Here is a 16,797-nt window from a genome sequence, read left to right on the forward strand (position 1 = left end):
TGATACACACTACAAGCAGTAGCTCCCCCTAATCAAGGATCTCACTAGAGCTTCACACTCTTCTTCTTTCCTAACAAAACCTTCTCGCCGCGTGGCGAGATGGTAATCGTCGAGCGATGGATACTCACCAGCAAGCCAATCGTGGCGAGGGTGAAAACGAGGTTGGTACCCCCGTAGCTCACAAAGGGAAGTGGCAAACCAGTGTTCGGCAGCACGGCTGTGGTCACCCCCATATTCATCATCGCGGGAATGACGATCGAGCAGGTCAAGCCTGCCGCGAGCAAGCGACCAAAGAGGTCGGTTGAGCGCGCCGCAATGGCAATCCCGTAGGATGCAATCAAGGCGAAACAAAAGACGGTCCCGAGCGCGAACCAGAGACCGAGCTCTTCGCCGACCATCGGAAAAATAAAGTCCGTGTGTGCAAAGGGCAGGTAGCCATGCTTCTCAGCCCCATTCCCGAGCCCAAGTCCGTCGATTCCCCCGTTGCCCCAAGCGAGCAGCCCGCGGTATTGTTGGAAGAAGAAGCCTCGCTGAGCCTCCGGGTCGTCGGGGTTGAGGAAGGCGAGAATCCGCGCCATACGGTTCGGATTGGTATACACGAAGGCTGACAGCACGCCGAGCCCCCCCAGACAGGAGGTCACTAACAACCATCCACGAGTCCCTGCAATGTACATCAGCCCAATCGCCGCAGCAGCCAAACCTGCCGCCGTCCCCATATCCTTTTCAAAGAAAATCAATCCTATCAACACGCCCATGATCACCATGGGCATCACAAAGCCACGCTTGAAGGTGCGCACCTCAGCCTGGTGGTGGGCAAACCATGCCGCCAAGGCCACCATCAAGGCAATTTTCGCTGGCTCCGACGGTTGGAAAGTAAAGCCAGCCAGCTGGATCCAGCGGGTCTCACCATTGACCTCTTTGCCAATCCCAGGAACATAGCATAAGGCTAACAAAAACAAGGCAAAGCCGTAAATCGGCCACGCGTACTTGCGCAATTTTCGGTAGTCGCTGTAGGCAAGCCCCCCCGCCACACAGAGTCCAAAAAGTAAAAAGATAATCTGCTTTATCAGCAATGAATACTCAGCCCCCTCTGCGATCCACACGCTGGTCGACGCCAGCATCACCAAGCCTAACACCATGAGTAGGCAGGTAGCGAGACAGACCACAATGGCATTGCGGCTATCGATAGATCGCTCGAGGACGTTATTCATCAATGCTTACTGAGCAGGAATTTTCAGCACTTTGCCAGCCTGAAGTTGGCGAGCATCAGTCATCCCATTAAGTTGCATCAGAGCCTCCTGGCTCACTTTGTACTTGTGGGAAATCCGCCAGACAGAATCACCTGGCTGCACTGTGTATGTCTGAGCTCCCGCTTCCACCACTAGCTGGGCTTTAGGAATTGCCGGCTTCACCACCTCCGCTTTGACAACTTCCGCCTTCGGGGCAGCAACCACAGTCGTGGTCACCGGCTCGATATTCACCACCGTGTTCGTTGCGGGCAAGGCAGGTCTATCAGATACCGGAACCTCCGCTGTTGCCACCACTGCGGGTTGCACTTGAATCTTCTGAGCAGGGAGAATCATGGCGCGACCCGCATGGATCGCAGCATTGCCATTGACCTTGCGCAACTCATTCACATCCACTCCGTGGCGAGCTGCAAAGGATTCATAGCTGTCCCCCGCAATCGCGAGCTTCGAATCCATACTCGCGTTGACATTAGAAATATCGACTGCAGCACTTGGCTGAACAGCAGCTGCTGGCGTGCTCGCATAGGATTCGCCACCAAAATCCCCCTTGTTCCACTTGATACCGATGTAGATCACTCCGATGGCAACCACGTGCAAGACGAGGATGATGGTGAGTGCACGGCCGATGCTGGCATTCGGCACGTCGGAATCGAGCATGTGCGGGTTAGCGGCTGCGCTGACGCGTTGCTTGCGGCGGGCACCAGAGCTCACTCTGGCATGGAGCTTGCGAAAGCCCTTCTTTGTTTGACGCTTAGTCTGGAGTTCTTTGTTTTTCATGGTGATTTTTTGGGGTTCCTATCGGAATGTGTCGTTCGGTGTGCTGTGGCTATCTGAGTTTATGTACGAGTTCGCGGAAATGGTCCCCTCGCGCTTCATAACCAGCAAACTGGTCGAATGATGAGGTTCCCGGAGAAAGTAAGACAACATCTCCATGCTGAGCGTGGCTCTGAGCCAACTTCACTGCTTGGTCGAGTGTCTCTACCGACTCGGTCTCCACAACTTGCGAGAAGGTCTGATGGAGCACGGGTGCGATCTCGCCAAAGACGATGGCGCAGCGCGCTTTATCTTTCAGACGTACTAACAGTTCATCGTATTCAAGGCCTTTTTCTTTTCCGCCTGCTAACAAGACGACTGGTCGCGATTGCGAACGCAAGGCACTATCCAGTGCATGCAGATTAGTCGCTTTCGAGTCGTTGAGGTATTCCACACCATCGAGGGTGCGGATCAACTCACAGCGGTGCATCGGCGGAGCAAACCCTTGCAATGCCGCCTGAGCTGTAGCGTAGGACACCCCAAGCGCATGGCACGCAGCCACTGCACTCATGACATTCTCCGCATTGTGTAGACCACGCATCCGCGTCTCAGAAAGGTCGATGACTTTCTGGCCACCCGCAAAGATGCTGAGTCCATCGAGGTGGTAATCCGCAGCACTCCCCTCAGATGAAAAGCTGATGTGCTGCGCAACGAGTGAACCGAGTTCTTCACCTTCGCGCACCACCGCAGTGTCCGCTGCCGTCTGGTTGATGAAGATCTGCATTTTGGCGCGGAAATAGTCGTCCAAGCTCGTGTAACGGTCCATGTGGTCGGCCGAGAAATTGAGCCAGATGGCCACATCCGCATGAAATTCCACTACTGTCTCTAACTGGAAGGAACTGAGCTCCAGCGCCACGGCGTCAGGCACCGTCTCCATCATCACCACTTCAGAAAATGGCACACCGTAGTTGCCACAGGCCACACAGGAAAGCCCACTGTGCTCGAGAATCCGCTGGACTAACTCCGTCGTCGTTGTCTTCCCATTTGTGCCTGTGATCCCAACAATCTTGCCTACATAGAAGCGATATGCGAGCTCAGTCTCCCCAATCAAGGCACCCGCATTCTCAGCAAAGGCTTTGACGAAGGAACCATAGGTGTCGATGCCCGGAGAAATCACTAAGTAGTCGCACTGGCTGGCGCGGCCAGTCTCTTCACTCGCTCCTGCAAACCCCTCAATGCCATCGGCCAACCCCTCAAAGCTTGCCTGTGGGTTGGCATCGTAAAGGCGCACCTGCGCTCCCTTAGCATGCGCAAGTGTTGCTGCTGCTCGACCACTGCGGCCAGCACCTAACACAATAACCTGTTTACCTGTAAGGGTCATATAATCTTGAGAGTTGCGAGTCCGAGCATGGCGCAGAGGATCGAGATGATCCAAAAACGAATGATCACCTGGCTCTCATGCCAGCCACGTAATTCAAAGTGATGGTGGATCGGAGCCATCGCAAATACCCGCTTCTTACGCAGTTTGAAGCTACCCACCTGAATCATCACCGAGAGGGCCTCCATCACAAACACCCAGCCGATCACCACTAACAAAAGCTCTTGCTTGGTACAAATAGCCGCAGTGCCCAATGCCCCACCAATAGCTAAAGATCCCGTGTCACCCATGAAGACCTTCGCTGGGTGGCAGTTAAACCACAGGAAGCCAAATGCCGCTCCTACCAAGGCCATCATCACCACAGCCAATTCTCCTAACATCGGGTTGTAGGCAATGTGCAAGTAGTCAAAGCCCAAAATCAAATGCCCGCCCAAATAGGCCACCACCGCATAGGCTAGGCCAGTCGTAATCGTACAACCAGCTGCCAACCCATCGAGGCCGTCGGTCAAGTTCACCGCATTCGACGCCCCAATGATGATAAAAGCAAAAAATGGAATAGCTAAAAACCAAAGGTCAAAAAGTGGTTTCTTCACCACTGGTGCCGTCAAGGCACTGGAACGCATCGGCTCAGCCTTGCCATCCACCTGTAACCAATACCCTGTTGCATCCTTCGGTGGGAAACGTTCAGAATTTTCAGATCCAATCCTCTCACCCTCATTTTCAACCACCTCGATGGTCGCACGCCGTGGTTCCTTAGCCTCAATCGACCCCGAGAGCTCAGGCTTAAAGAAAAGGAAACATCCCGCCACCAAGGCGATGCCAAACTGCCAAGCTAACTTCGTCCGAGCACTCACCCCGTCCGAGTTCTTCAATTTCACCTTTGTGTAGTCATCGACAAAACCTAACAAGCCTAGACCTAACATCACAAACATTGTCACGGCCACAAAAGGGTTCAGCGCACGTCCACAGAGCAACACAGCCACCAACACCGAACCCAAGATCATCACCCCACCCATGGTAGGAGTGCCAGCCTTCGCACCGTGAAGCTCATGCAACTTGTGCACCTCTTCAGCTGAACGAATCGGCTGCCCAACTTTGAGAGAAATTAACTTTCGGATCACACGAGGGCCAAAGACCAATGAGAGGATAAAAGTCAACATACAGGCGAGCGCAGCCCGCACCGTAAGGTACTTCAAGATGTTCAAGAAGCTCATTGTCTTCGCCCACTCTGCACCATCTTGCAGAGCTGCAAACCACCATTCATAAATTGCGTATAACATGATTAATCCGTCGGAAAAGCTTTGTGCATCACCCGCTCCATGGCAGCCGCGCGACTCCCCTTAAAGAGGACCGCATCGCCACTAACACAGGTCGTTTGCAACCATTCGGCTGCATCTTCTATTGATTCGAAATGAACTGCCTGAGCACCAGACTCCGCCGCTGCTGCGGAAATCGCGCGCGCTTCGTCCCCCAATGTCATCACTCCCAGGCCACGCTCAGCTGCTAGAGAACCAATCTCTTTGCTTGCCGAGTCAGCGTGTTTGCCTAGCTCAGCCATCTTCCCTAACACCACGTACCTCTGGGCTGAACAAGCAACCTTCACCTCAGATAAGGTCTCAATCGCAGCCTTCATCGACTCTGGATTCGCATTGTAGGTATCGTCAAACACCGTCACCCCAGCCGATTCAAATGAACGCAGGCGCCCACTCGTCAAAGAAGCGCGATTCAACCCCGCTGCAATCTCCTCAATCTTCATCCCAAGCGTGTGGCCAGCACCCGCTGCCAAGAGGGAGTTGGCTACCATGTGCCTCCCAACTACCGGCAATTTCACCTTCTGAGATTCTTGACCGTCGATCACTAACAAAAACTCTGAGCCTGTATGGTCCATCCGCAATTCTTCCGCCCGCACCGCTCCACGACCATTGCCCACAATCATCGTTCTTGCCTGAGTGTGGTCGCGGTAGTAGTCCGCGTAGTCGCAGGCAGCGGAGACAATCAACACCCCATCTGCAGGCAAAGCTCTGGCGAGCGCGCCCTTCTCGTCGGCGATCGCCTGCCGTGAGCCTAAATACTCAATATGTGCGGTGCCGACATTGGTGATGATACCAATCCGTGGCTTGGCAATCTGGCAAAGCGGAGCGATCTCACCGGAGTGGTTCATCCCCATTTCCACCACACACACTTCATCATCCTCTTCGGTTGCCAACACAGTCAGTGGCACGCCGATGTGGTTGTTCAAGTTGCCAATGGTCGCATGCACCTTAAAGCGTTCACCTAACACCGCCTTGGTGAAATCCTTCGTCGAGGTCTTCCCGTTAGACCCCGTGATCGCTACCACCTCAATCTCAAGCGAACGAATATACCAAGCCGCAAATGCCTGCAGTGCGTTGAGTGTGTCCTTCACCACAATCACTGAAGAATTACCCAAGTTCACACCTGCTGGCACATGCTCAACCACAATCGCAGATGCGCCTGCCTCAGCCGCCTTCTCAATGAAGTTGTGGGCGTCGAAGTTCTCACCGCGTAGGGCGAAAAATGCCGAACTCTCCCCAATCGTTCGCGTGTCTGTGGACACAGAGGTCACAACACCAGCGGACTCACCTGAGTGAAGTCGGCCGTGCACAGCATTTACGAGTTGTTGGATTGGGGTGGTTTTCATCGGTCTCTTTGGTTAGCGTTGATCTTTTCGCTCGCCGCTTGGTCGATCGCGGCGGCCTTTGAAGCCATCACGACGGTCGCTCTTACGTGGAGGCTTCCCTCCTACTCGGCGCTCACCATACTTCTCTGGCTTCTGATACTCGGGCTTCTCGCCCTCTTTGCGCTCAGGCTTCTCATCGCGATCTCGCCACTCGCCTTCCTTGCGCGTAAAATTCTTTTTCTTCTCAGCAGGTGCTGCTGCGCGAGTACTTGGTCGATCACGCAATGCCCAATGAGCAACTTTGCGGTCATCGAAGTCCACGGTCTTATCTGCAAATTGCTGGTAGGTCTCATGTCCTTTCCCTGCAATCAAAACGATATCGCCAGCCGCTGCCACATTGACTGCTGTGCGGATCGCTTCCTCGCGATCAACCACTGCCCGGTACGCCTTGCTCTTCATTCCTGCTTCGATCTCTTTAATGATCGCCTCTGGGTCCTCAGACCGTGGGTTGTCAGAAGTAATCAAGCTCAGGTTAGAAAGCTCACTCACAGCCTCAGCCATCAATGGGCGCTTTGATTGGTCTCTATCTCCCCCACAGCCAAATACCGTGATCAGCTTGTTAGGCTCAAGATCCTTCAAAGTCGCGCAAACATTCTTCAGAGCATCTGGTGTATGTGCGTAGTCGACAAACACATTGACTCCCTCGCGTGTCCCAACGTGCTCAAGACGACCAGGAACCTGCGGAGCCTCAGCAAGAGCTTTCACAGCATCGCGGATCTTAATACCACAAGCCGCACAAGCAGCGATCGCTGCGAGCGTATTGTAAACATTGAAGCGTCCAATGTAGGGAGTCCGCACGAGATAGGACTTCCCTCGATTATCCAATTGGAACTCTGTTCCGCGAACCTGCTGGCGCATCTTCGTTACTTTAAAGTCGACGTGTGCCCCCATCCCGTAAGTGATCACCCGCTGGCTCTCACCGAGCTCTTTCACTAACTTCTCACCGTATTGGTCGTCGCTATTGATGATCGCCACAGGCTTTTTCTTGCCACCTTGTTCAGCGAGTCCAGTGAACAATGCCTTCTTCGCCTCATAGTAGGCAGCCATGGAGCCATGGTAATCAAGATGGTCCTGAGAAAGGTTAGTGAATACCGCTGCATCAAACTCAACCGCTGCAATCCGCTGTTGGTCGATCCCGTGCGAGCTCACCTCTAGAGCCACTCCGCGGCATCCATTGTCAGCCATTTCACCCAGCTGTGACTGCAAGGTGTCCGCCATCGGTGTAGTGTGTGTTGCTGCAACGCGCTCAAATCCGTTGTCGACTTCGATCGTCCCCAATAGCCCCGCGCGTGTCCAAACCGACTTCATGATGTGCTGAATCAAAAATGTCGTTGTCGTCTTGCCATTCGTCCCAGTGACTCCCACCGTCTTCATCTGCTGCGATGGATCACCCGCAAGTGCCGCAGCCAACTGCCCAAGAGCATCTCGCGTGTTGTTGCTGTGCACCCACACCGCCTCACCTGTATAGTCGCTCGCCGGCGCTACCTCTGCCACTACCGCACACGCCCCTTGCTTGAGTGCCGCATCGATAAATTTGTGTCCGTCGGTCTCAGTCCCGCGGATGGCGACGAAAACCGAACCAGCTTTGACCTGACGGCTGTCAGATGTCACACCGCTGGCGGTCTGGTCGAGATTGCCCGTGGCCACAGCCTTCGGAATACGAGTGAGTAAATCGCGTAAAATCATTGGTTCTTGGTAAGTTGTTCAGAGATTGCTTCCGTAGGAGTCAGGTGCATGTGCGCTGCAGTGCGCTCAGCAATCCGCTTCCAAACCGGTGCAGCCATGGAGCCGCCGCCGTGCTTTACTTCAGTTGTCTGTGGATCGTCAATAACGACCACACAAACAAATGCAGGATTTTCCGCTGGAAGCATCCCTGCAAAGGAAACTGTGTGACGATCTTTCTGGTACGCCTTGGTCTCTACGTCATAACGCCAAGCGGTTCCTGTCTTCCCTCCCTCGGTGAACCCCTCTACATCAGCCCGTCTCGCAGTACCCTCTTTTGCACAAACCGTCTTCAAGGCCTCGCGCATCGTCTTTGCCGTTTCCTCAGAAATCGCACGCCCAATCACCTCAGGATGGAAACGCTCAATCACCAATCCTGAATTCGTGTCGATTGACTTCACAATCCTCGGCTGCATCAACTTACCTCCATTGGCAATCGTGCAATACGCATTCGCTATCTGCAAAGGAGTGACACTGACACCATAGCCGTATGAAATACGTGAGAAGTCAGTTGGGTTCCCGGTATTTCTCAACAAGCCCTTGCTCTCACCCGCCAGCTGGACATTCGTCTTCATCCCAAAACCAAACGCCTTGGCATACGCGTAGTAAGTATCCACACCTACCATCTTCGCCATTTTGTAGGAGCCGATGTTGTTTGACTTCTGCAAGATCTTCCAAACTGGGATCACACCCTTCGGGTAGCCATCCTTCACGATCACACTGCCATCGCGGAAGTACCCCCATTGGCAATCGATCTCCGTATTCATATACACCTTCCCCTCGTTGATCGCCGCTGCCGCCGCAATCGCTTTGAATGTGGACCCTGGTTCGTAGACTGCCTGAAGCGCAAAGTTGAAGCCGTTGTCCACCACCTTTTCACGGAGGTTCAGATTGTAATGCGGACGGCTCGCCATCGCCAAGATCTCGCCAGTGTGGGGATCCATCAAAACCACACAGCCACGCACCGCTTCAAACTCAGCCATCCCCTTGTCCAATTCCTCTTCGCAAATCGCTTGAATCCCCATATCCAAGGTAAGCTGCACATTCAGGCCATTGTTCGGTGGACGAAAGCTTCCCTTGTGCGCCGGCATCACATTGCCCCGGATATCGCGCATCTCAATCTCATAACCATTCGCCCCCTCCAGCCACTTGTTCGCTGAAGATTCCACCCCCGCAAGCCCCTTACCTTCCCGGTTCACATAGCCAATCAAATGCGTTGCCAACTCAGGAGCCGGATACCAACGACGCTTTTCCTCTCTAAAGAAAAACCCTTTGATCCGACGCTCCTTGATCAAACGCTCCAAACGCACCGCCAACTCCGTCGGCAAGCCTTGGTAAATCACACGTTCACCAGAACGACGCTCCATCGGCACCTTCGCTCGTAAAGCTTCCTTCGTCAGGCCCAATGGCCGCGCCAGCTGGGAAATCGCATAATCCAAATGCATCTCAACTAAGGCATTTGGATTCGTGCTGTGCTCATCTAACAAGGAACGCACCTTGGCATTGATCTTGGAATTGCGCTTCTTTGTGTCCCAAGTTTTCCACGCAGGGTCCTTGCGCAACTCCGCACACGCCACCCCTTTGGCAACGTGCTGGGCATCTTTAAGGTGCTGGACGTCCACCACCACGGACTTAGAAATCACTGAAGTCGCAATGATTTCTTCATTGCGGTCTAGCAACACGCCGCGGTTCGCCTGAATGACTTCCTTGCGGCGATAAGAATTTTCAGCAGTCTCCGCATAACGCGTGCGATCAAAAACCTGGAGGTAAACCAGACGCCCCGATAGAGCACTCAGCCCTGCAATGAGAGCGAGACAGAGGATGATGCAGCGACGCTGTGCGGATTTATCCATTCTTAGGGAGTAGTCTGGGCGACAGAGGTGGATGCAGTTGTCACAACCTCCACGGCCTGTGAAGGAATTTGCTTGAGTTCAGAACCTCGGCTGGCGAGTTCGGCTCGGATCATGTGACGGTTGAGTTTGCGATCAATCTTCACCTGAACCATCTTCATCGTCTCTTCAGCTTCTTCGATCTGAGATTTTGCGGCATCGATTTCACGCGCTACTTCGACCTGACGGTTCTTCATCACAGCGTGAAGAACGCCACCCGTAGCGAGCAACATGCCAATGACAATCACCATAACAATGTGAATAGTGTGAGACTGGTTAGATTGGGTACGTCGTTGATTCATAAAATTAGATAGTTAAAGAGTCTTCTGTAGACGCTCACCCACCCGGAGGATGGCCGAACGCGATCTTGGGTTGCGCTGCACCTCCTCAGCTGTTGCCTTGATCGGTTTGCGCGAAATGGTTTTGAATGTGTGGTCTGGATTAGGGCGCGGCTCTGGCCACTCGGGTCGGTCGATTTCTTCCTGAGAGGCATGCTTAAGAAAGCGCTTCACCATCCTGTCTTCGAGACTGTGGAAGCTGATCACGCAGAGTCTCCCACCAGGCGCCAACAACTCAGCTGCCGATGCCAATAGCTTTTTCAGTGCCCCGAGCTCATCGTTCACCTCAATCCGCAGTGCCTGAAACACCTTGGTCGCCGGATGAATCTTTTTGCCGTGCCGCGGGATTAACTTCTCAATGCTGGCCGCAAGCTGAGTGGTCGTCCTGTATGGCTCTATCTCGCGTTGCTGACAAAGATGCTTGGCGATCTTTCTTGATGCGCGCTCCTCGCCATACTCCCAAAAGATCCGTGCCAATTCCTGCTCTGGCCATTGGTTGACAATCTCCGCGGCTGTCATCGGCGAACTCGGCCCCATACGCATGTCCAAAGGACCTTCCTTCTGGAAAGAGAAACCTCTCTCGTCACAGTCAAACTGCCGCGATGAAACTCCCAAATCCACCAAAATGCCATCGACCTTCTCGACCCCTTCTGCCTCTAACAAGCTCAGAGCATCCGCAAAGTTGCCGACCAATGGATGGAAACGGTCGTCATATTGCTTCAGTCGCTGCCCAGCATAAGCATGCGCTTCTGGGTCTCTATCAATGCTGTAGACATCTGCACCACGCTCTAACATCAAGCCCGTGTGTCCACCACCACCTAGAGTGCCATCCACTAAAACCTTGCCTGGCCCCGCCTGCATTGCATCCACAGATTCCTCCAACAGCACCGTCTCATGATAGTGCGGCAAAGATGCGGAACCACCTCCGCCACCCTCTGTAGGCTCCGCGTAAAGACGCTGCTGCTGCGAACAGGAAATCAGTCGATTGCCTGCTCCGGCTTTGGCCACAGCTGCTTGGTAGGATAGCTTCATTGCTACGCGGATTGTTCAGGGAATGATAAAGATCAGAAGATATCCATCTCCGCGTTGAGCTCAGCAATCTCAGCTTCCTCACGGACACGCATCTCTTCGTAGTTCTCGGGATTGATGATCTCGAAATAGGTTCCTCTCCCGACAAGAGTTACCTGACCTTCCGGCTCGAGACTCGGGTGACTGCAAAGCGCCTTCGGAATCAAAAGCTTCCCCTGCGGGTTGAGCTTCGTCTTCTGACAATCCGAAAACAACTTGCCACTCATCATGCGACGCTGGGCCGGCGTCCACTCACTGCGATTCTTAATCTCCTCAAGAATCGTCGCGAACTCCTCCTCAGTTAGAACACGCAATGTCGGCAACTCATATGCCTTCGAGCGCATCAAACGTAAGGTCCCACTGCCCGCAGCCACTCGCCAATCCGACGGGACAGACACCCGACACTTGGGGTCCATCTTGTGTTCGTACACCCCTTCCAGGGTATGTTCATACGGCGTCATAGTGGTTGCTAATACATGAGAGCGCACTCTTATACACTTTAGTACACTTTGATGTCAAACCTCAAAACGTTAGAAACTCCAGCAAAATGAACGATTTACATAAAAAGCAACGCGAACCATTGTAATTCCAATGGTTAACAGAAAAAACTAACACAAATACACCCTAAGAATAGACCTACCGACCCCAAACCCACACTACCCGCCTAATCCTTGTTAGCTAGGGGATTCAACCCAAGTGTACCCACAAAATCACCCGAGTGTGCACTCGGGTGTACTGAAGCAAACTTCTGCCAACTGCAGCAGCAGAATCTACTCCACCACTTTCGTTCCAGCGTCAGGAGCAGCGAGCATATTCCTATACGCTTTACGCAGAATCAACAAATTCACCGCAATCAAAAAACAATTCCCCACTAGATAGAGAGAAAACATCAACCCCTGAAACTGTGGCATGTACATCCCCACCAGAGAGGAGCTCAAATACAGAAAAACCGCAGCACCCATCGCTGCTAACAAAAGTAAAAGTGGGTACCGCCTCGCCTTCGATGCGGAATACCCCTTACTGGCTGCGAGGCGGCCAAAACGCATTGCCGCCACCGCGCCTGTGATACATATACTTGCAAAGAAGAGCAAAGGCATCGCTTATGCCTTGGGCTCTTCACTGCCTTCTTCAGAAGCTGGAGCCTCCTCGCTGGAAGGAGCCTCAGTCGGCTCCTTTACCTCAGCTGCAGCTTGGTCTTCATTTGCTTCTGGAGTTGCTTGAGCTTCTTCAGTAACCACCTCAGCTACAGGCTCCGGACTTACTTCCTGGGAAACCGGCTTCTGTGACTTCCCCTGCTTCTTCGCAGCCTTTGGTTTAGAAAAGTTAGAGGTAAAAATATGCCCATCGCTCAGAAGCACGATGTAACCTTGATTGATCATCCAGTGAAGGTCATGGAACCATTCCTTCTTCACTTCATCCGTGACATCTTCAGAAAGAAGCCCCTTCCACAACTCATCAACCCCTGCACCTGGGTGCTCATTAACCCACTTGTACAGAGCCTCTGGGCGCTCGGCTAACTTCACATCATCAGCAATAGCATGCGGTCGTGAAGGTCCACAATGCAACTTACCCTGCCACTTAAACACCGCTAGATGACGGCCAGAGAGCTGACGGCACAAAAACGGTGCCAACTTGCCCGGGTACCTGCGTTGCTCAGAGATGGTCTCCTTCAATAAAGTCAACAACCCTGGCGAAAGCAACTTGCCAGGAATTTGAGAATCAACATCCGCACGGTGCGTGGCTCGGAAAGTCTCTCCAAAAGCATTCGCTTCGAAGTGGCTGAGCATCTCTTTCTCGGAAGCGAGTACTGTCTCAGTATCTGCCACTGGACGGTATTGCACCTGCTTCTTCATAGTGTCTAACCATGCGTTGACCGCGTCCTCACCACTCTCAGTCACAATTCGTGACTTGTAGCGGTCCAAACTCATGTTGGAGAACTGAGCTTGGTGCAGGTCCACAATCTTCTGGTTGTATGCATGGTAGTTTGGCGGACCAAACACTTCACCCGAGAAACCACACTTCGCGATCGTTTGAAAACTCCCCTTCGGAGCCTCAACTTCAACCTCCTCGGAGACATAGAGCTCTTTGATCCATTCCGCTGTGCGGAAGTGACTCAGACACTCACCTTTGCTGAGATAAACGGCACCATCATACTTGCACTGAAGCAACTCAGGACCACCTTCTTCTTTTCGGAAGACAATCTTATAGCGCTCGCGTGACGCCAAGATCATACGCGCCAACTCAAACACCGAATAGGTGCGACCAGCTGCCACAATCTCCTTTGAAAGATTATCAATGCCCTCTTCAATTGGCATAATGTCAGCAACGAGACCTTCCGGAGCAGCAACCGGCTGAGGACGCTGCGGGCGACGACGCTCGTCACGCCCACGATGATCTCTAGAGAATTTACCTCTTTCCCCACGTTGTGGTCGACCACCTTCACGGCGTTTTCCTTTGTTGCCATCACGGCGTTGGCCACCACGTTCGCCTGGGTGATCCGTGTATTTCTTACTCGGCTTGGACTCACCTTGTCGCGCCCAAGATGGACCAAAATCCAATGCGCTCAGGTCCAATGCTTTATTATCTTCAGGTTTCTCGTTCATCTGACGCGGCGATGCTGGCAGGTTTTTTCAAGAAAACAACCCCATCTTTATGACTGCTGACGAAGATTCCCAAATTATACAAATCCACTCTATTCTGCTGAGCCCAAGTGTTTCTCGAACCAATCGATCCGCTGCCACTTAGGGTAGAGCCCCTCACCAGCACCATGACCGCCACCCGGAACCACGATCAACTTATGATCAACCCCCGCCTTCATCAGAGCGTTAGAGACTTGCATCGTCGATGCAGGATCTACATTGCGATCTAACTCCCCCACTGTCAGCAAAAGCTTCCCCTTCAGTTTATGGGCATGTGTGACATTCGACTGAGCGGCATAGTGCTCCCCCACTGGCCAATCCATCCATTGTTCATTCCACCAAATTTTATCCATGCGGTTGTCGTGACAACCACAGTCAGAAACTGCCACCTTGTAAAAATCCCCGTGAAAGAGCAAAGCTCCAGTCGAATTCTGACCACCAGCAGACCCACCATAAATCCCCACACGCTCTAAATCCATCTGCGGCACCACTTTCGCCACCGCCCGCATCCATGCAATCCGATCCGGAAAGCCCGCATCCGCGATATTTTTGTAGCAAAAATGAGAAAATTCGCGGCATCGCTTACCCGTTCCCTTCCCATCAATCCTCACCACAATAAAACCACGCTGCGCAAGGTCAGTCGTACTACCATTCCACACCCTGAAACGCTTCGGCACGTGTTGGTCGTGCGGTCCCGCATAGATATTCTCAATCACAGGATACTTTTTGGACGGGTCAAAATCATCGGGGAATTCCACAGATCCCCAGATGTCAAACTTCCCATCACGATCCTTCGCGACAAAGGGCTGAGGCTCTCTCCAACCCGTTTGCTTCAATGCCTCAAGATCACACACCGCAAGCACACACACCTCAGCTGCATCCTTCGCACGACGCAGCACATGGCGAGGAGCCCTGTGAACCTCAGACACAGAATCCACATAATATTTCCCGTCTGGTGAAAACTCCACACTGTGAGTCCCCTCGGCAGGCGTCAGATGCAACATCTGACCAGTCTTGAGATCCACGCGATACCAATGCTTGTAGTAGGGATCTTGCCCCGACTCCTTACCCCCAGCTATCAAGATAACTTCACCTGCTTCCTCATCCACCCGCACCACCTTGTGCACAACATAGTTGCCGTGAGTCAGCTGCTTTTTCACACCACCAGTCTTACCATCCAACAAGTAGAGGTGGTTCCATCCATCACGCTCCGAGAGCCAGAGAATCTCAGACCCTCCATTCAGGTCATGGCGAAAGCCATTCCCCCAAACGTAAATATAAGTCGCGCTTTCCTCCCTAACTAAAACCCGATGCTTTCGCTCCTCCGTATCAGCCTCCAGAACATAATGCTTACCGAAGCCACGCTCAATATACTCATAAGTGAGCCGCTGACTATCCGAGCGCCAAGCCAATTTGTTCACCTGAAATGGATCCTTAAGCAAAGCGTAATCAGGCACCAACACCGGACGACTATCAGTGAAGAAGACATAAGGAGCTTGGGTGTCAATCACATCGCCTGGCTTATCATAGCGCAATGAATGCAGTTTCGGCTGTAGCTGATCAGCCGGCGAAGACTCCACCATTTTAACCATGCGTCTCTGCCCTTTCTTCATTTTCCACACCACAAAACGACTGGAATCTGGAGCCCACAGTACCCCCTGGTAGCCGTGATCGCTATTCCCATCGCTGGTGAGCACGCGCGTCTCCCCCCCCTTGCGTGGCTCCAAAATGACATTGTGGTCTTGAATGCGGACCTCCCACTTCCCGTCCGGAGATTGCTGGGAACTTTGACTCTCACTCTTCGTTTCCTGCTGCTTCGGCACTTTCTCTCCATCTAACTTCTTCCACTCTCCCTTGTGCTGCATTTCAAGCCCCGCACTGCCATAACGCAATGCTTTGATGGGCAATTTATCCGGAGAGGCTTCCAGCACCTTTGCCACCGCCTGATGGTCGAATACTCTCCCTTTCTTCCCATCCTTCAAATGAACCTTCAGGAACTCCCAGCCACCTTCTTTTTCATGCTTGTAGACCATCTCCATCCCATCCGGCGACCATGCCGGCTTCAACTTCAGGTTCCACACCGCCTTCTGACGCGCTTGGTATGCAGCACGTAATTCCTTCTCCCCCTCTGGCACCGCGCAGAGATCCTGCACAATCATGAGACCAAACCAAATCGCTATCAGCATTCGCATACCCACATATATACGTAGATTCCCACATTCTTACAAACTCAACCAAATGCCAACCCCCCACTAGGAAATCAGCAAATTCATTCCCACCATCACCCTCACAATCCCATCCCAGCAAGCAACACCCTAGACGGCACAACCCCACACCCCCCTTGACCCATCAACAAATTGCCTTTTCAAAAAGCAAAGCCCGATTACTCTCCGAGCATGCTCGCAAACGCACAAGCAGTCCTCTTCGACTTCGATGGCGTCATTCTCGACACGGAATGGCCCATCTACGAAACATGGCTGAACCTCTTTCGCTCTGAAGGACAAGACCTTCCTATCGAGACCTACGTCCAGTGCATCGGCTCCGACTTCGATACCTGGTCCCCCGAAAAGCACCTCGAGGAGCTGACTGGAAAATCCTACGACTGGGAAACCATCAACCCAGCTAGACAAATTGAAATCCGAGCTGCCTTGGAAAACCCCATCGCCCTCCCCGGTGTGCGCGAACTCATGCAACACCTCTTTGAGGAAAACATCCCCACCCTCGTCGTCTCATCTTCATCCCATGACTGGGTGGATTCTTGGTTGGAAAAACTCCACCTGACTGAATTTGTTCAGTCCTCAGTCTGTAAAGGGGATGCCCCACGCATCAAGCCCGCTCCCGACCTCTACCTCGAAGCCATCCGCCAAGTCCAGCTTCCCGCCGACCAATGCTTGGTCATCGAAGACTCACTCAATGGCACCAAAGCCGCCATCGCAGCTGGTTGCCAAACCTGCGTCGTGCCCTCGCGCCTCACCGATTGCCTGGACTTCTCCATTGCGGACCGTGTCCTCGGCTCGCTGAAAGAACTCCTCCCTGCTGCCCGTCTCATTGAGGGCTAAGTCACA

Annotated in this window: 14 protein-coding genes; 1 reads left to right on the forward strand and 13 read right to left on the reverse strand. The window is 53.0% G+C overall.

The features are described 5' to 3' along the window. Positions 1–44: 44 nt before the first annotated feature. The 13 genes from ACFSW8_RS11075 to ACFSW8_RS11135 all read right to left on the reverse strand — a co-directional run bounded on the left by ACFSW8_RS11075 (position 45) and on the right by ACFSW8_RS11135 (position 15,885). A complete protein-coding gene (locus ACFSW8_RS11075; RefSeq protein ID WP_377086168.1) occupies positions 45–1,211 on the reverse strand; it encodes an FtsW/RodA/SpoVE family cell cycle protein in 1,167 nt (388 codons plus the stop codon). Between the two features lie 6 nt (positions 1,212–1,217). Beyond that, positions 1,218–2,024: a LysM peptidoglycan-binding domain-containing protein gene (locus ACFSW8_RS11080; protein WP_377086170.1), complete on the reverse strand. Its 807-nt coding sequence runs from the start codon at positions 2,022–2,024 to the stop codon at positions 1,218–1,220. Positions 2,025–2,073: 49 nt separating this feature from the next. Continuing rightward, complete coding sequence (murD, locus tag ACFSW8_RS11085; RefSeq protein ID WP_377178243.1) at positions 2,074–3,381, reverse strand: UDP-N-acetylmuramoyl-L-alanine--D-glutamate ligase; 1,308 nt, start codon at positions 3,379–3,381, stop codon at positions 2,074–2,076. Then, the gene (mraY, locus tag ACFSW8_RS11090) at positions 3,378–4,658 is read right to left on the reverse strand and encodes a phospho-N-acetylmuramoyl-pentapeptide-transferase (protein ID WP_377086174.1); all 1,281 of its coding nucleotides are present in this window, start codon (positions 4,656–4,658) and stop codon (positions 3,378–3,380) included. Before mraY ends, murD begins: the two co-directional genes overlap by 4 nt. A gap of 2 nt (positions 4,659–4,660) precedes the next feature. Next, on the reverse strand, positions 4,661–6,037 hold the full coding sequence (locus ACFSW8_RS11095; protein WP_377086175.1) for a UDP-N-acetylmuramoyl-tripeptide--D-alanyl-D-alanine ligase: 1,377 nt from the start codon (positions 6,035–6,037) through the stop codon (positions 4,661–4,663). 12 nt (positions 6,038–6,049) lie between these two features. Further along, on the reverse strand, positions 6,050–7,762 hold the full coding sequence (locus tag ACFSW8_RS11100; protein ID WP_377086176.1) for a UDP-N-acetylmuramoyl-L-alanyl-D-glutamate--2,6-diaminopimelate ligase: 1,713 nt from the start codon (positions 7,760–7,762) through the stop codon (positions 6,050–6,052). Further along, positions 7,759–9,651 carry a peptidoglycan D,D-transpeptidase FtsI family protein gene (locus tag ACFSW8_RS11105; protein WP_377086179.1) on the reverse strand — a complete coding sequence of 631 codons (1,893 nt, stop codon included), beginning with the start codon at positions 9,649–9,651 and terminating at the stop codon, positions 7,759–7,761. Before ACFSW8_RS11105 ends, ACFSW8_RS11100 begins: the two co-directional genes overlap by 4 nt. A gap of 2 nt (positions 9,652–9,653) precedes the next feature. Beyond that, complete coding sequence (locus ACFSW8_RS11110) at positions 9,654–9,989, reverse strand: hypothetical protein (protein WP_377086180.1); 336 nt, start codon at positions 9,987–9,989, stop codon at positions 9,654–9,656. A gap of 12 nt (positions 9,990–10,001) precedes the next feature. Next, complete coding sequence (rsmH, locus tag ACFSW8_RS11115; protein ID WP_377178245.1) at positions 10,002–11,057, reverse strand: 16S rRNA (cytosine(1402)-N(4))-methyltransferase RsmH; 1,056 nt, start codon at positions 11,055–11,057, stop codon at positions 10,002–10,004. A gap of 32 nt (positions 11,058–11,089) precedes the next feature. Then, positions 11,090–11,554, reverse strand: a complete 465-nt coding sequence (locus ACFSW8_RS11120; RefSeq protein WP_377086183.1) for a division/cell wall cluster transcriptional repressor MraZ — start codon at positions 11,552–11,554, stop codon at positions 11,090–11,092. A 309-nt stretch (positions 11,555–11,863) separates the two neighbouring features. Then, positions 11,864–12,190 carry a hypothetical protein gene (locus tag ACFSW8_RS11125; protein ID WP_377178247.1) on the reverse strand — a complete coding sequence of 109 codons (327 nt, stop codon included), beginning with the start codon at positions 12,188–12,190 and terminating at the stop codon, positions 11,864–11,866. 3 nt (positions 12,191–12,193) lie between these two features. Next, positions 12,194–13,696, reverse strand: a complete 1,503-nt coding sequence (locus tag ACFSW8_RS11130) for a hypothetical protein (protein ID WP_377086185.1) — start codon at positions 13,694–13,696, stop codon at positions 12,194–12,196. A gap of 89 nt (positions 13,697–13,785) precedes the next feature. Then, entirely contained in the window at positions 13,786–15,885 is a 2,100-nt protein-coding gene (locus ACFSW8_RS11135) for a S9 family peptidase (RefSeq protein ID WP_377178249.1), read from the reverse strand. Between the two features lie 243 nt (positions 15,886–16,128). Between ACFSW8_RS11135 and ACFSW8_RS11140 the strand changes: the two genes are divergently transcribed. Further along, entirely contained in the window at positions 16,129–16,791 is a 663-nt protein-coding gene (locus ACFSW8_RS11140) for an HAD family hydrolase (RefSeq protein WP_377086188.1), read from the forward strand. Positions 16,792–16,797: the final 6 nt, after the last annotated feature.

Origin of the sequence: Rubritalea tangerina, from assembly GCF_042683245.1 — a bacterium.
Classification (GTDB): Bacteria; Verrucomicrobiota; Verrucomicrobiia; order Verrucomicrobiales; family Akkermansiaceae; genus Rubritalea; species Rubritalea tangerina.

Bases quoted from the DNA above. Each gene is read 5' to 3' on its own strand.
- murD (WP_377178243.1), bottom strand. From the start codon at position 3,381: ATGACCCTTACAGGTAAACAGGTTATTGTGTTAGGTGCTGGCCGCAGT.
- mraY (WP_377086174.1), bottom strand. From the start codon at position 4,658: ATGTTATACGCAATTTATGAATGGTGGTTTGCAGCTCTGCAAGATGGT.
- ACFSW8_RS11140 (WP_377086188.1), top strand. From the start codon at position 16,129: ATGCTCGCAAACGCACAAGCAGTCCTCTTCGACTTCGATGGCGTCATT.
- ACFSW8_RS11095 (WP_377086175.1), bottom strand. From the start codon at position 6,037: ATGAAAACCACCCCAATCCAACAACTCGTAAATGCTGTGCACGGCCGA.
- ACFSW8_RS11110 (WP_377086180.1), bottom strand. From the start codon at position 9,989: ATGAATCAACGACGTACCCAATCTAACCAGTCTCACACTATTCACATT.
- ACFSW8_RS11125 (WP_377178247.1), bottom strand. From the start codon at position 12,190: ATGCCTTTGCTCTTCTTTGCAAGTATATGTATCACAGGCGCGGTGGCG.
- ACFSW8_RS11100 (WP_377086176.1), bottom strand. From the start codon at position 7,762: ATGATTTTACGCGATTTACTCACTCGTATTCCGAAGGCTGTGGCCACG.
- ACFSW8_RS11130 (WP_377086185.1), bottom strand. From the start codon at position 13,696: ATGAACGAGAAACCTGAAGATAATAAAGCATTGGACCTGAGCGCATTG.
- ACFSW8_RS11075 (WP_377086168.1), bottom strand. From the start codon at position 1,211: ATGAATAACGTCCTCGAGCGATCTATCGATAGCCGCAATGCCATTGTG.
- rsmH (WP_377178245.1), bottom strand. From the start codon at position 11,057: ATGAAGCTATCCTACCAAGCAGCTGTGGCCAAAGCCGGAGCAGGCAAT.
- ACFSW8_RS11105 (WP_377086179.1), bottom strand. From the start codon at position 9,651: ATGGATAAATCCGCACAGCGTCGCTGCATCATCCTCTGTCTCGCTCTC.
- ACFSW8_RS11120 (WP_377086183.1), bottom strand. From the start codon at position 11,554: ATGACGCCGTATGAACATACCCTGGAAGGGGTGTACGAACACAAGATG.
- ACFSW8_RS11080 (WP_377086170.1), bottom strand. From the start codon at position 2,024: ATGAAAAACAAAGAACTCCAGACTAAGCGTCAAACAAAGAAGGGCTTT.